This is a genomic window from Flavobacterium akiainvivens (assembly GCF_001278115.1).
In the GTDB taxonomy this organism is placed as follows: Bacteria; Bacteroidota; Bacteroidia; order Flavobacteriales; family Flavobacteriaceae; genus Flavobacterium; species Flavobacterium akiainvivens.
Genome location: NZ_LIYD01000005.1, coordinates 4,365,272 through 4,380,433 on the forward strand (window position 1 = coordinate 4,365,272; position 15,162 = coordinate 4,380,433).

Sequence of the window (15,162 nt, forward strand, 5' to 3'; positions counted from 1 at the left end):
AAGCAGCAAGGGCTCCGGATGATTTTAGCTTTTATATGAGCAGGTGTTAATTATTCCTTAAACTCGCCCATTTTACTGTACTTATCCATCCTTTGCGCCACAAGTTCGGCTGTTGATAAGTCTTTCAGCTCATTATATGCTTTCATAATATACTCTTCAACGCTTTTAAAAGTGGTTTCCCTGTCATAGTGGGCGCCTCCAAGCGGTTCAGGTATAATATCGTCTATCAGTTTTTGTTTTTTCATGTCAAAGCTGGTAAGCTTAAGTGCCTCTGCGGCCTGCTCTTTATATTCCCAGCTCCTCCATAATATAGAAGAACATGATTCCGGCGATATAACCGAGTACCATGTGTTTTCCAGCATGTATACCCTGTCTCCAACGCCTATGCCCAGTGCACCACCCGATGCTCCTTCGCCTACAATAACGGTAATGATAGGGGTTTTAAGGCGGCACATTTCAAAAATATTGCGTGCAATAGCTTCGCCCTGCCCACGCTCCTCAGCCTCAAGGCCTGGGTAAGCGCCCGGGGTATCTACAAGGGTTACTACAGGAATGCCAAATTTCTCTGCCATTTTCATAAGCCTAAGCGCTTTGCGGTACCCTTCAGGGTTAGCCATACCAAAGTTGCGGTACTGCCTTGTTTTAGTATTAAAGCCTTTTTGCTGGCCAATAATCATAAAACTCTGGCCGCCTATTTTGGCAAGCCCGCCCACCATTGCCTTGTCGTCTTTAAAGGCGCGGTCGCCAAAAAGTTCAAGGAAGGTATTGCCCGTTAGCGCACGGATGTGATCCATGGTGTATGGGCGGCTTGGGTGGCGCGACAGCTGCACCCTTTGCCATGCGGTAAGGTTTTTATATATACTTTTCTTAGTATCGATAAGCTTTTTCTCTATTTGCTTGCAGGTTTCGGTAACGTCTACGTTGCTCTCCTGGCCTATGATGGTGCATTTGTCCAGCTGCTCTTCAAGTTCCTTGATGGGAAGCTCAAAATCTAAGTACTCCATAGTAAAGGCTTTTATTTTTGGTTAAAGGGGCAAAGATAAAGATTTCTGTGTGAACATACCACACGCACCCGTCAATTAGTTGCCGTTTTGGGTGCGGTTTTTCAGTACGCCGTTGAGTATCACGGTGCTGAGGATTATTGCTGCGCCCAGGTAGAACGTCCAGCCCATTTTTTCGGAGTCTTTAAAGGCCCACAGTGCAAGAATAATCCCATAAACAGGTTCAAGATTTATGGTGAGCATCATGGTGTAAGGGGTTACGGTTTTCATGACCTTTACGGCGGCTATCTGGGCATAGGCCGTGCATATAGATGCCAGTATAAACAGCCACAGCCAGTCTGAACCCGAAATGGTAAAGAAGCTACCGTTAAACTGCCCTGTAAACAGCAGGTAGAGCGAAAAGAAAAAGATACCGCCCAGCAACTCATATATAGATATGGCAACCGGGTTGTGCTCTTTGGCAAACTTGCCGTTTATGATGGCAAAAATTGTAGACAGCAGTGCCGAAAGCAATGCCGTGAGCATGCCCCACATATAACTGCCGTGTGAATTGAATATTATACACAAACCCGCTATAACCAAAAGGCCAAAGAATACCTCATACAGTATAATTTTGCGGCCGTAGAGCAGGGGCTCTAATAATGATGCAAAAAACGCCCCCGTGCTAAGGCATGCCAGGGTAATGGATATGTTGCTGATTTTTATAGCGTGGTAAAACGTGAGCCAGTGCAGCGCTATAATAAGCCCGGCAATAACAAACTGAAAGAGTGTTTTGCCCGATACTTTTAAAGGTGTTTTTACAATAAAGGCATATATAAACATTATAGCTACTGCAATACTCATGCGGTACCACACAAGGGGCATGGCGGGCAGGCTAATTTTTTTGCCAATAACTGCGGTAAAGCCCCACACAAAAACTATTAGGTGCAGGTGCAGGTAGTTTTTAAGCCTATCTCCTTGCATTGCGCAGCAGGTATATGGCCAGTATGCCGAATGCTATGTTGGGTATCCATACCGCAAGCAGGGGCGGCATGCTCGATTTTTCGGCAAGGGTGCCAAATATTTTGTCGAAGAAAATGTAGATAAACGCAAGGGCAATGCCTATAGCCAGGTTTACACCCATACCGCCACGGCGCTTCATACTACTAACCGCCACGGCAATAGTGGTAAGTATAAATGCTGAAACAGGTATGCTCCACTTTTTGTATTTTACCACAAGGTAGGCGTTAAGGTTGCCGCTGCCGCGTTTGGTTTCGCCGTCAATAAACTCATTAAGCTCCTGTGGGGTCATGGTTTCGGCGGCATAAATGGTAGGGGTAAGGTCATCGGGCTTAAAGTTGAATTTAAACGTTTTGCTCGATTCGCTTTCCAGCTTGTCTTCCATTTTGCCTATAGTGCGCTTTTTATATCCCGAAAGGGTATAGGTGCTGTCTTTAGGGTTCCACTTTATAGAGTTGGCATTTATAATGTAGTCCAGCTCCTTATCTTCTTTCTTGTCTTTATTAACCTTTGATTTTTCGAGCTTAAAGTTGTAGCCACTGTTAGTTGTATAGCTAAAGCTGCTTACATATACGGTTTCAGTCTCGCTGATTTTCTTGTACACCTCGGTAGTCTTCCGGACTTCTTTACTGGAGAGGTAGGTATACCTGAAATCGTTAAAACCTTTACTGGCCGCAGGGTAAAAAAACATACCCATAAGCAGCGCCAGCACTGATATTATAGATGCACCAATAATGTAGGGGCGTAAAAACCGCGTAAACGATATGCCCGAGCTCAGTATAGCTACAATCTCGGTATTACTGGCCAGCTTGCTGGTAAACCATATAATGCTCAGGAACAGGAATATGGGGAAGAGTAGGTTGGCAAAATAGATGGTAAAGTCGCCATAATAGGCCGCTACTTTTACAAAAGGTACTTTTTTGTCGAGTATCTTATTGATTTTTTCGGCTACGTCAATCACTATCCCTATGGGGATAAACATAAGCAGCATTACAAAAAAAGTGGCCAGGTAGCGCTTAAGAATGTACCAGTCTATTATTTTCATTAGGTTGCGGGTTGAGAGTTGGGGGTTGAGAATAGTTAGTTCTTTTGAAACTCGCAACCCTCAACTCCCAACAAAATAACTATAGCCTTTGGCTCATTTGTTTTACCATCTTTTCTTTCCAGGCATAAAAATCGCCTGCAATAATATGCTCGCGCGCCTGGCGTACCAGCCACATATAAAAACCAAGGTTGTGAATGGTGGCTATCTGCTTGCCCAAAAACTCGTTGGCGGCAAACAGGTGGCGCAGGTAAGCCTTGCTGTACTCGGTATCAACAAATGTTATGCCCATTTCGTCAATAGGGCTAAAATCGGCCTCCCATTTCTTGTTTTTAATGTTTATGGTACCGTTTGCAGTAAAAAGCATACCGTTACGGGCGTTGCGCGTAGGCATAACACAGTCAAACATATCTACCCCAAGGGCAATGTTTTCAAGAATGTTTATAGGCGTGCCCACACCCATAAGGTAGCGTGGCTTGTCTTCGGGTAGTATGCTGCACACCACATCAGTCATTGCATACATTTCCTCGGCCGGTTCGCCTACAGATAATCCGCCAATGGCGTTGCCCACTGCACCTGCATTGGCAATATATTCGGCGCTTTCTTTACGTAAATCCGTATAGGTACTGCCCTGTACGATAGGGAAAAATGCCTGGCTGTAGCCATACTTATACGGCAGTTTGTCAAGGTGCGAAATACAACGGTCTAACCAGCGGTGTGTCATGTGCATAGAGCGCTTAGCATAACGGTAGTCGCACGGGTAAGGGGTACATTCGTCAAACGCCATGATAATATCGGCGCCAATGGTGCGCTGAATTTCCATAACGCTCTCCGGGCTGAAGAAGTGGTAAGAGCCGTCTATATGGCTTTTAAACTTTACACCCTCTTCCTTAATTTTTCGGTTTGCCGAAAGTGAGTACACCTGGTAACCGCCGCTATCGGTAAGGATGGGCCTGTCCCAGTTCATGAATTTATGAAGCCCGCCTGCCTGTTCCAGCACATCAAGCTGTGGGCGCAGGTACAGGTGGTAGGTATTGCCAAGAATGATGTCGGGGTTAATTTCCTGTTTTAGTTCGCGCTGGTGCACGCCTTTAACGGTGCCCACAGTGCCCACAGGCATAAATATAGGGGTTTGTATAGCGCCATGATCGGTAGTAACTACACCGGCACGGGCTTTAGACGCGGGGTCTTTTGTAACTAAGTCGAATTTCATGCGGCAAAGATAGGAAATTCAGAATTCAGAATTTTAGAAATTAGAATGAGTACTTGTGCTGATGTGTGCAACAACTAATGTGCTGATTGTATCTCAAATTTCAATATTCTGATAATCTTAAAACCGCTATTTAAACTTCCACTCAAATTCATCTTTCTGGTTAATAATGGCGCCTACCTCAATACGGGTTACTTCACCAAATTCCACCTGAACCAACAGCCAGTTGGCTTCATTAAAATAAGCTTCGGTAATATCGCTGGCTTCTTTTTCAAAATCTTTAATGCCTGCCCCCGAGAGGGTTTTGTAAACGGCATCCCACGGCTGGCCAATAGCCGTGCTGCCCAAGAGTTCTAAATTTTGTGCACCGCCAATTATGTAGCCCAGCTTAAAATCTTCATCGGCATAAAACGTAAGGCGCAGCTTGGTATCATTATACTGGTATACGGTGTTTTTTTCGTCGTCTTTAAAGCGCCTGGTGGGTTCGCCCAAAAGTGCCACAACGTCTTTTTCTTTCATGCCGAAAAGCAGCTGGCCTATACCGGATTTTAAATTGATCTTCATTTGTTGAGGGTTATGTGTTGGGAGTTGATTTTAAAGTTTATCTCGCAAGGGATAAAATTACATGAAATTTATATTATAACTATTTATGAGGGTAACAACTTGTAAACAACCTGCAACTCCCAACCTAAAAACAATTTATCGTGTTACATACACCCAGCCCACAATAGGTTCGGGGAAATCAGGGTCGTTAAGTTCCAGTACAAAATAATAGGTGGCGTTTGGTACGGTGGTGTCTTCGCTGCCCACTTTGGTAACACCGGCAACAGCATCCCAGTCTTCCTTGCTGTGGTCTCCCGTCCACACCAGGTTGCCGTAGCGGTTGTAGATGCTCATTTTAAAATTAAGGAACACGTTGCGCAGGCCTTCTACAAAAAAGGTGTCGTTATAGCCATCGCCGTTTGGCGTAACATAGTTGTAGGTAACCGGGGCGCATTTTTTTGTATTCAGCAGGAATGATGCCACAGTATAGCAGGTGCCGTTATCAAGCCGCACATAAATGCGCTGCGGGTTTTGGGTTGTTAAAAATGCCAAGGTGTTGGTTATGGGGTTAAGCCCCTGGTCTGCCTCTGCCTGCGAGTGGTGAAAGCTAACCGTTTCATTGTCATAATTTTTAAGGCTTTCGGCGTAGGCCGAAAAATCAAACGTAGCCAGCCCCAGCCCTTTATCGCACACTACCACATCTTCGGGCTGTACCAGTTCAGGGCTAAGCAATAGGTTTGTAGGTTGTGTAAAACCATTGTTTACTTCGCTTATTTCCATAATTATTCCTGTGCCGTCGCCTATATCATCGGCCACTATGGTCAGGTCAAAATCAACAGGTGTACCCAGCGGAACGGTAAGGGTAATAAAGCCCTGTTCGCTTGCCCCGGGAATAAGCTCGCCCACGGTTTCGGTATATTCTATAAATTCGCCGTTTACGTAAAAACTTACGGGGTTTCCCGCAGGCATGGTTAGGGTGCCTATGTTGCTTATGGTGTAGTGCACGTGCAGCTCGCGCGAGTTGCACTGGCGGTAAATATCGTCTATTGCAGAAACGGCATCAGCACAGGGAATGGCAATAAGGTCAAACTGCGTGATGCCATAGCAGCCGTGCTCATCGGTAAGGCGCACATAAATGGTTTGCGGGTTTGATGTAGATTCAAATGCCGTAATATTGGTTATGTTACCTATTCCTTCTGCGGCGGCTTCAGGACTTGTGTAAAAGGTAACTTCATCGGTTGGGTTTATTTTCAGCGATTCGGCATAGGCCGAAAAGTTAAACGTGCCGTGGTCTTCATACAGGCTGCAGGCTTCAACATCATCTGGCGTAGCAGGAGTAGGAGATATCCACAGTGTACCGTTAAAAGTTGCAGTATTGTTATCTTCTTCAATTTCGTCTACGGTGCCTGTTCCCGTACCGTTGTCATCTACCACAAACTCTACTTCAAAATCAAGCGGCTGCCCGGCGGGTATGGTAATGGTATAGGTGCCTGATTCGCTGCCGCCAATAGGCAGCTCGTTCTGGGTATTAAAAGTGCCATAGAGGGTGCCGTTAAGGTAAACGGCTACGGGTGTGCCGGCAGCAAGGGCATCGGTAGCCTCATCAGTATTCTGAACGGTGTAATTTAGGGTTATGGCACGGCTGTCGCATGCCTGTTCAATACTGTTAATGGCCACAACGGCATCGGGCGCTATGCTAAACAGGCGGGTAACAATGGTGTTAATCATTACAAAATCGGCCCCGGATGTAAGCTTTATCTGTGCCGATGTATCTCCAATATTTACATAAGAAGATATGTCATAAATATCAAGGTCCATATTCCAGAGGTTGGTGGCCCCGGTAACGGTATTGGTGCTGTTAAAGGCATTTGTAGAAGGGTTAAGCGTGTTGCTCAATGTGTTTCCGTTTATGGAGAGGCTTTCGTTATCGTTAAGTGCAATATCGCCCTCCCAGGCTACAAAGCCGGTGCGGGCACCCAGGTTGTCTATTATATTAAGGCCGCCCAGGGTAATGTTTACCTCATTTGGCACAAACTGCATGCCGTCATAAATATTAACCTGGTTAAACTCTATGTTTTCGTTTTCATATACTATAACAATAACCCATCCGCCAAAGTTTGTACCGTTTCGGCAGTACAGGTTTTGCATTGCCGGTGTGTTTTGGTTTATAACATCGGTAAGGTCAAGGTCGGCCAGGGTATAGGTACCATTGCCTGTTGTTTGCACCTGGGTGGTAATGTTTGCAAATGCCCCGAAAAACGGACGTGAAAGGCCGTCTCCGCCACCGTTAAAAATAACATCAAAGCTGCGTTCGGCTACTATTTCTGTACCGTTAAGGGTAACTTCAAGGTCGCCCGTGCCGGAGCCTGCCCAGTACAGGTAGGCGGCCTTAACCACATCTGTACTGTTAAGGCTGAGGTTAGCCGATGACGATGTTAGTATGGTGCACGGCGGGTAAACGTTGTTTAAATATTTGTTGGTTTCGGTATTGAGTGTATTGCCAACAAAGGTAAAATTGTACCTTCCGTTAAACTGTTCATAAAGGGTAACAGGTACCTGGCTGTGGGCTAATAAAGTATAAAAAAACAGCAAGGCAATTAGGCGTAATTTTTTATTCACAGCAAAATTTTTCCCTAAAAATAATCATATTTTACCAAAGCCCAATTTTTTGGCTAAAACAACATTTGCGCCGCTACCCGTGCAAGGCCGATTAATTTGTTTATTTTTACCCTAAAATTATACCTTTTGTATACCGTTAAGCACTATACCCCCGATGATTTTGAGGCCTGGAACAGTTTTGTAGCCCAGAGTAAAAACGGCACATTTTTGTTTAACCGCAATTTTATGGAATACCATGCCAGCCGGTTTACTGATTTTTCGCTCATGGTGCTTGAGGGGCAAAAGGTTGTGGCATTGCTGCCGGCCAACAGGGTGGGCGATGTTGTTTACTCTCATGAGGGGTTAACCTATGGTGGCCTTATTTTAGGGTTTAAAACCGGTACAGAGGCCGTGATTATTATTTTAAGGGAGATATTAAAATACTATGAAGCCGCCGGTATAAACAGGTTGTTTATAAAATGTATTCCTTATATATACCACAAAATACCGGCACAGGAAACAGAGTATGCCCTTTTTGTGGCAAAGGCTACCCTTGTGCGCAGGGATAGCTACTCAGTACTGGAGCCGCAGGCAAAACCGCTTATAAACAGGGAGCGTAAGAGGAGTATTAACAAAGGCATAGCCAACAACTTGGTTATAAAAGAAGGTGCCGGCTTCAGGCCTTTTTGGGAAGAAATATTAATACCTAACCTACAGCACAAACACCAGGCCATGCCGGTGCATACCGTTGAAGAAATGGAATTGTTGCACTCTCGCTTTCAGGGCCTTATACTGCAGTTTAATGTATTTGACGGCGATACCATTGTGGGTGGGGCTACCCTTTTTGATATGGGCCATGTTATACGCCCGCAATATATATCGGGCAATGCCGATAAAAACAGGCTGGGCAGCCTTGATTTTTTGTATAATTATTTGATAAACGAACGCTTTACCAATTATAGGTATTTTGATTTTGGCCCGTCTAACGAGCAACAGGGGTTAAAGCTTAACGCAACGTTATCGCACTGGAAAGAAACTTATGGCGCGCGTGCCGTAGCACAGGACTTTTATGAAGTGCAGGTTGCAAACCATATTTTTCTAAACAATGTTTTTATATAACCTTATTCAACAAAACCACTTTTTTTGAAGTTGATAAAAAAAATATTTAAAAACCCATTACTCAGGCTCTCGTCACTCAATACGGCCAGTGTGCTTACCCGCATATTTGGCGGGCTTATTGCCAGTAAGGTTATAGCTGTTTTTATAGGGCCTTCGGGGCTTGCGCTTACAGGAAGTTTTCGCAATTTTCTTACTTCGCTTGATGCCTTTAGTACACTTGGGCTTCAAAACGGTGTTATTAAATATACTGCCCAGTATGAAGAAGACAGGCAAAAACAATATGAATCGCTTTGCACCGCCTTTACCCTGATAGCTATTGCAGTTTTAATTATTGCGGCATTGCTTGTAGTGCCTGCCCAAATGTGGAGTTATAGTATTTTTAACGGCAACACAACGTATGCCTGGGTTTTTAGGCTTACCGGGTTTTTATTGCCATTTTATGCTGCCAGCCTGTTGTTTATGGCTGTATTAAACGGTTATAGCTGCTTTAAGCAGGTAATTAAAATAACCATTGTTACTAATGCTGTAGGTGTTGTTGTAACAGCATTAATGGTATGGCAGCTTGGAGTTGTAGGAGCATTTATGGGCCTGTTGTTTACCGCTTGTACTACCTGTTTTTTTTGTGCAGCGCCCGTATACAAATCAACCGGGGGTTTTGCATTTTTAAAACGCAGTTATTTTAATCCCGGCCTTATTGCACCATTACTAAATTATAGCCTTATGGCTGTGGTTACGGCAGTGTTAGGTTCTGTTATATACATAGCCTTACGAAACATGATTATATTGCGCAGCGGTGCAGCCCATGCAGGTTATTGGGAGGGTATAAACCGCTTGTCTACTTTTTATTTAATGTTTATAACCACATTTTTAAATGTTTATTTTTTGCCGAAACTTTCTCAGGCTAAAGATAATGCGGGTATAAAAAGCATTTTTGTTGAATATTATAAATATGTATTGCCTCTCTTTGCATTTGGGCTTGTACTGGTGTATGTGTTGCGTGGTTTTATAATAAGGTTTACACTTGCCAAATCTTTTATGCCCATGGAAAATTTGTTTGTGTGGCAGCTTGCAGGCGATTTTTTTAAAGCCTGCTCACTTATACTGGGACAGTTGTTTTTTGCCCAAAAAATGACCCGCGCCTTTATTGTTACCGAAATAGTTTCGTTTGCAATACTTTACATTTCCGGCAGTATTTTTATTTCGGCCTATGGTGCAGAGGGAGGCGTAATGGCCCATGCATTTACATATTTTGTTTATTTTATTACGCTTGCTGTTTACTTTAGGAAGAAATTATTGTAATTACAGATCCTTCGACCAGGCATCTATATACTTACCCGCAATATTTATATAATTATGCTCTTTTTCTATAAAAGCACGTGCACGCAGGCTAATTGCGGTTATTTCGGCAGGGTTTTCTATCAGGTGGCTTAGTTCACCGGCAATAGCCTGTGCATTGGGCAGCGCGTTTATAGCTACAGGCCGGGTAAGGTTATAGTATTCATTAAATTCTTTTTCGGCACCGGTAAACACCACTTTGCCTTTGGCCATAGCTTCGAGGGCATTATAGCCCTGGTCATAAGCATATACCTGGTCGAGTACTATGTGGGCAGTGTTGTATAGGTTTATGTAGGTAGCATAAGGCACGTTTTCGGCTATAATAATTTCGACCCTTTCGGCATACTTCTCTTTAATTATTTGTAGTGCTTCCTCAAAAAAAACTATGCCCTTTGGGTAGTAGGTCCAGCGGTTTATGCCAAGAAAAATAATTATTTTTCCGGATGTGCTTAAAGGAATATAAGGCAGGGGCGTAAGGTTTATAGGGTTTGCTATTAACCCTAAAAACTCCGGCCTGCCCAGGTAAGGCAGGTAATAATCCATATCTGAGGCTATAACCCCCTTAATGTTTTTTACCAAAAAACCATATAGCTTTTTATGCCCGGCTGTGTTGTATGTGTTAACGTAGCTATAGTACTTTTTTAAGGAAGGGTTTTGCAGCAATGGGTCTAATATACTATACCTAAAGCCGCCATTTAACATAAACTGTAATGTAAAATAGTCTATGCCGCAGCACAGCATAAAGGATTTGTTATTTTGGGCTAAGAGCTTTTTAAGAATTTTAAGTTCAAAGCCGGGAGTGGTTTTTACAGGGGCTTCGTTTATAAGTTGCACCACATCAAAACCCTTAAGGTTTTTAAGCAGGCGGTTAAAGCGTATGCCCCGTTCTATGGTGGCAAGGTCAAATTTTGTAAGCCGGTACACGGCCTGCCTCAACTTGTTTTGCAGCCCTTTAGATACCCATTTTGCTTCATAAGAATAATCAGAGGGATATTGCTTAAAGCCATCTCCGTCGCCCACAAGTACAACAGTATGCCCCAGTGCGGTTAGGCCTTCTTTTAGCGAATTGTGCAGGCGGCTGTATTCGCCCACAAGCAAAATGTTCATAAATGTTTATATTTGCTTACTACAACAAATATACCTTAATGCTACAAGCTAAACAAACCAAATTGCTCCTGGTAGGCGACAGCCTTGCCATTGGTGGTGCAGAAAAGGTCCATGCGGTCTTATCGGGCTATTTTGCAGCACAGGGCATAGAAGTGCACAACGCTGTTATTGAAGACATGGTAGCCTACAACTATAGCGGCGCTTTGCTTAACCTGGGGCTGCTTAAAAAAAAACATAACGGCCTGATGCTTAAAATTAAGCGTGTTGCGCAATTGCGCAGTTATATAAAAAAACACAGGTTTGATTATATTATAGACTTCAGGATGCACTACCGCCCGTGGCAGGAGCTTATAATGGCGCGTTTTGTGTTTACAGTACCCACGGTTTATACCGTACATTCTTATGTAACACACTGGTACCTGCCTGAAAAAAAATGGCTGGCAAGGCTAACTTACAATACTACTTATGGCGTGGTGGCAATTTGTAATAAAATTGAAGAAACCATTAAAAAACGCCATGGCCTAACCAACAGTACTACCATATACAACCCGGTTGACCTGAAATACATAGATGCAAAACTGGCCGAACCACATACACCTTTGCCCTATAAATATATTATGGGTGCAGGCCGTATGGATGTAGACAATGTAAAGCAGTTTGACAAACTTATAGCGGCTTATGCCGAATCTATATTACCCATGAGCGATGTGAAGCTTGTATTACTGGGTGATGGCGAACTGAAAGAAAAACTACAGGAACAGGCAAAACAGCAGCGTGTGGCAGACAAGGTGGTGTTTGCCGGTTTTAAAGAAAACCCTTACCCATATATGCGCGATGCCTTATTTTTTGTACTTTCGAGCAGGAACGAAGGCCTGCCCATGGTGCTTATTGAGGCCTTGGCCTGTGGCACTCCGGTTGTGTCTTTTAATTGCCTGACCGGGCCATCTGAAATTGTGGAGCATGAAGAAAACGGCCTGCTGGTAGAAGGGCAGGACTATATGGACTTGTGCGAAGCAATGGGCCATATGTATGTTGAGCCTGAACTGTACAGCCACTGCAAGGCTAATGCCCGCCCAAGTGTACAAAAGTTTGATATAAACGCTATAGGCAGGCAATGGCTGGATTATTTAAACATCAACTAAAGAAATGAATATAGAGTTTATAGATATCCCTAAGATAAAAAATGTAAAAGGCAACATAGGCGTAATAGAGCTTGATACCCTGCCTTATGATATAAAAAGGGTGTTTTACCTTTTTGATGTTCCCAGCTCGGCGCGAAGGGGAGGGCACGCCCACAAAAACCTGAAACAAACCATGATAGCACTTTCGGGTAGTTTTGATGTGGTGCTTAAAGACGGCAAAAGCGTTAAGAAAGTTACACTTAACAAGCCCGATGTAGCCATGCTGGTGCACAATAATATATGGAGCGAACTCGAAAACTTTTCATCGGGTGCGGTGTGTATGGTTATAGCATCTGATATTTATGATGAGTCTGACTACATACGCAATTATAAAGACTTCAGGGCTTATGTAAAGGAGCTTAATAAGTAGTGGGGTTAACCCCCTTTTTAGCCAGTATATTTTTTATTTTCTTAACCAGCCTGTGCACAAAACCGGGAGCGGCCAGTAAGGCGCGCTGCTTGTAGTTAAGGCTGGCGGGGTTAAGGTTTACCAGCATTTTATTGTAGCCTTGTGTGTTGCCTTCAAGCTTGTACCAGCGCGCAAAAACATACCGGTAAAAATCAAGGTAGCGCTTTATATCAGGGCGGTTATGGGCAAGGGGCTCATATTTGTCAAAGTCAGGAACAACTTTTCCTTTCAGGCCCTGGCGGGTCATCTGGCCGGTGTTATGAACAAAAGTCATAAGGGGCTCGTGCCAGTAGGCCAGTTTAAAATAATAGTTGGCCCTTATGTTAAAGTCAACATCTTCGCCAAAGGTTATGGTTTCGTCATAATAACCCGCTTTTTCAAAAACTTCTTTTTTTACACAAAGTCCGGATGGGGCATAAATGGGCTGCCTGAGGCTGCTTTCATAAAAATTAGCTACTATGCCTGTAGAAAGGTTAAACGGGTGCTGTATTTGTATGCTGCCCGGCCATGATTCTACATAATTTACACCAAAAATACCGGCTTCGGGAAACCGTTTTATAAGCAGGTTGATTTTTTCGAGATACGAAGCATCCAGCAGGTCATCGGCATCTAAAAAGGCTATGTAAGTGCCCGCAGCGTGTTTTATCCCGGTATTGCGCGTTGCAGAAAGCCCCTTGTTTTGTGGGTGTGAAAATATTTTTATGCGGGGGTCTGTAAATGAGCATGCTACAGCCATGCTGCCATCTGTACTTACATCATTTACCACTATAACTTCAAAGTCAGTAACCGTTTGTGCCAGCACACTTTGCAGCGTTGCAGCTATAAATTCTTGCTTGTTGTATAATGGAATGACTACCGAGAAAAGGGGCATAGCATTATTTTAAGGTACACAAATAACCCAGGCGGTATACATCAAAAACAGTCATGCGTGGGTGCGGACCCAGCAGGTTGCGGCGCATTTTTTTATTAAAGGTACAAAAGGCTTTTGCGGCAAGGCCGTCTAAACCCAGCTTTTTAAGCCTGAGCCACATGGCGCCCAGCCTTATATGGCCGGCAGGCAGCAGGTTGTGGTCTATAAGGTATTTAAACCCCTGCGTGGCCTCTTCGCTTTTGCGTAAAAATATGGCGCTGCTTTCCAGCCCGTTGTGGCACACGGGGTTTTGTATGTGCTGTACCCTTATGTTAGCCTGGCTGAGGTTGTAAGCAAAAAGGGTATCTTCATAGCGCAGGTTGGGTATTTCTTCGTTAAACCGCACCTTGTCAAAAACACTTTTGGCAATGGCAAAGTTAAGGGTAAGAAATGAGCGGTAAGGCTCGTCTTCGCGGGCGTTGGCCATAAGGGCTTCGCGCTGGCGGCCGTATACCCAGCGCAGCAGCTGGTCCTGCGGTGGTTTTTTCTGCTGGTACTCAATACCGCCATACACCACTTTTTCTTCGGTGTTGAGGTATTGCAGGTACTGGCAAATAAGGTCTTGCGTGGTGGGCATGGTATCGGCGTCCAAAAAAAGGAGCCAGTGGTATTTTGCCTTTTTGGCCAGCAGGTTGCGCATTTTGCTGCGGCCCACGTTTTGCTGCAGCAGCTTGTAGTAGCAATTGTCTATAAGCGCTATTTGCTGGTTTTTGCTAATGGTGGCATCATCTGTACTGGCATCGTCAAGCACTATAACCTCAAATTCTATATGCTCGCGCTTTGCCTGAAACTGGATTTCCTGCACCAGTGGCAATACATTATAATTGTATGTAGGAATTAAAATAGAGAGCATCTACACCGTTCTTTGCACCACTTCAAACAAGGTTCCGGCATCGCACTTAAGTGTTTTTGCAGGGAATTTCATAATCAGGGCATAGTCGTGCGTGGCCATAACAATGGTTTTGCCGTTCTGGTTAATTTCACGCAGCAGGTTCATAACCTCTACGCTGGTTTGCGGGTCAAGGTTACCGGTAGGCTCATCGGCCAGTATAACTTCGGGGTCGTTTAGCAGGGCGCGGGCCACGGCCACACGCTGTTGCTCGCCACCGCTTATCTGGTGTGGCATTTTGGTAGCGGCATGCTTCATGCCCACTTTATCAAGCACTTCGTTTATCTTCACGTCCATTTCGCGCTTTTCGCTCCAGCCTGTAGCCTTAAGCACAAACAACAGGTTGTCGTGCACGTTGCGGTCCGGCAGTAGCTTAAAATCCTGGAACACAATGCCTATTTTGCGGCGCAGGTAAGGTATATCGCGCTCGCGCAGCTTGGCAAGGTCATATTCCACAAAATGGCCTTCGCCTTCCTTAAGCTTAAGGTCGGCATACAGGGTTTTCATAAGCGAGCTCTTGCCCGAGCCTGTTTTTCCTATAATATACAGGAACTCCCCGTGGTTAACTTCAAGGTCTATATTGGTTAATATGGCGTTGTTATCCTGGTAAACGGTAACGTTTTTTAGCGACAATATGGGTTGAGACATCGATTAAGTGTTTGTAAAGTGTAAAAGTACGGAAAAAGTCTAAAGTCTAAAGTCATAAAGTCATAAAGTCGAAAGAACTCAGTAGAAAATATAATCATATCATTACTGTTTCGTACAAAAACTTTTGACTTTATGACTTTAGACTTTAGACTAATTCGGGTTAATTTTTGG

At 44.1% G+C, this 15,162-nt stretch carries 14 protein-coding genes; 4 read left to right on the forward strand and 10 right to left on the reverse strand.

The window, feature by feature from the left end:
- Positions 1–50 precede the first annotated feature (50 nt).
- The 6 genes from AM279_RS19700 to AM279_RS19725 form a co-directional block, all read right to left on the reverse strand.
- Positions 51–1,004, reverse strand: coding sequence for an acetyl-CoA carboxylase carboxyltransferase subunit alpha (locus AM279_RS19700; RefSeq protein ID WP_054409770.1), 954 nt, complete (start codon positions 1,002–1,004; stop codon positions 51–53).
- Positions 1,005–1,079: 75 nt separating this feature from the next.
- Positions 1,080–1,964: a DMT family transporter gene (locus tag AM279_RS19705; protein WP_054409772.1), complete on the reverse strand. Its 885-nt coding sequence runs from the start codon at positions 1,962–1,964 to the stop codon at positions 1,080–1,082.
- Entirely contained in the window at positions 1,951–3,045 is a 1,095-nt protein-coding gene (locus AM279_RS19710; RefSeq protein WP_054409775.1) for an LptF/LptG family permease, read from the reverse strand. Before AM279_RS19710 ends, AM279_RS19705 begins: the two co-directional genes overlap by 14 nt.
- 79 nt (positions 3,046–3,124) lie before the next feature.
- Positions 3,125–4,255 (reverse strand): tRNA guanosine(34) transglycosylase Tgt, encoded by a 1,131-nt coding sequence (gene tgt, locus AM279_RS19715; protein WP_054409777.1) that lies wholly within the window; start codon positions 4,253–4,255, stop codon positions 3,125–3,127.
- Between the two features lie 126 nt (positions 4,256–4,381).
- Positions 4,382–4,816, reverse strand: a complete 435-nt coding sequence (locus tag AM279_RS19720) for a hypothetical protein (protein ID WP_054409779.1) — start codon at positions 4,814–4,816, stop codon at positions 4,382–4,384.
- A 135-nt stretch (positions 4,817–4,951) separates the two neighbouring features.
- Positions 4,952–7,414, reverse strand: a complete 2,463-nt coding sequence (locus tag AM279_RS19725) for a T9SS type B sorting domain-containing protein (RefSeq protein WP_074961601.1) — start codon at positions 7,412–7,414, stop codon at positions 4,952–4,954.
- Between the two features lie 126 nt (positions 7,415–7,540).
- On the opposite strand from AM279_RS19725, the gene AM279_RS19730 reads away from it, so the two are divergent.
- On the forward strand, positions 7,541–8,512 hold the full coding sequence (locus tag AM279_RS19730; RefSeq protein ID WP_054410432.1) for a hypothetical protein: 972 nt from the start codon (positions 7,541–7,543) through the stop codon (positions 8,510–8,512).
- A gap of 24 nt (positions 8,513–8,536) precedes the next feature.
- Complete coding sequence (locus AM279_RS19735; protein ID WP_082344268.1) at positions 8,537–9,811, forward strand: O-antigen translocase; 1,275 nt, start codon at positions 8,537–8,539, stop codon at positions 9,809–9,811.
- Here the strand turns inward: AM279_RS19735 and AM279_RS19740 are convergent, their stop codons facing one another.
- Positions 9,812–10,954 carry a glycosyltransferase gene (locus AM279_RS19740; protein ID WP_054409785.1) on the reverse strand — a complete coding sequence of 381 codons (1,143 nt, stop codon included), beginning with the start codon at positions 10,952–10,954 and terminating at the stop codon, positions 9,812–9,814.
- A gap of 38 nt (positions 10,955–10,992) precedes the next feature.
- Here AM279_RS19740 and AM279_RS19745 point away from each other — a divergent pair, with 38 nt between their 5' ends.
- Both AM279_RS19745 and AM279_RS19750 read left to right on the forward strand, forming a co-directional pair.
- Positions 10,993–12,096 (forward strand): glycosyltransferase, encoded by a 1,104-nt coding sequence (locus AM279_RS19745; RefSeq protein WP_160316466.1) that lies wholly within the window; start codon positions 10,993–10,995, stop codon positions 12,094–12,096.
- Positions 12,097–12,100: 4 nt separating this feature from the next.
- A complete protein-coding gene (locus AM279_RS19750) occupies positions 12,101–12,505 on the forward strand; it encodes a sugar 3,4-ketoisomerase (protein ID WP_054409789.1) in 405 nt (134 codons plus the stop codon).
- Here the strand turns inward: AM279_RS19750 and AM279_RS19755 are convergent.
- The 3 genes from AM279_RS19755 to AM279_RS19765 are packed head-to-tail and all read right to left on the reverse strand — an operon-like array spanning position 12,495 to position 14,991.
- A complete protein-coding gene (locus AM279_RS19755; RefSeq protein ID WP_054409790.1) occupies positions 12,495–13,415 on the reverse strand; it encodes a glycosyltransferase family 2 protein in 921 nt (306 codons plus the stop codon). The two genes, AM279_RS19750 and AM279_RS19755, sit on opposite strands and share 11 nt — an antisense overlap.
- Positions 13,416–13,419: 4 nt before the next feature.
- Entirely contained in the window at positions 13,420–14,307 is an 888-nt protein-coding gene (locus AM279_RS19760; protein WP_054409793.1) for a glycosyltransferase family 2 protein, read from the reverse strand.
- The gene (locus AM279_RS19765; protein WP_054409796.1) at positions 14,308–14,991 is read right to left on the reverse strand and encodes a cell division ATP-binding protein FtsE; all 684 of its coding nucleotides are present in this window, start codon (positions 14,989–14,991) and stop codon (positions 14,308–14,310) included.
- Between the last annotated feature and the right edge of the window lie 171 nt (positions 14,992–15,162).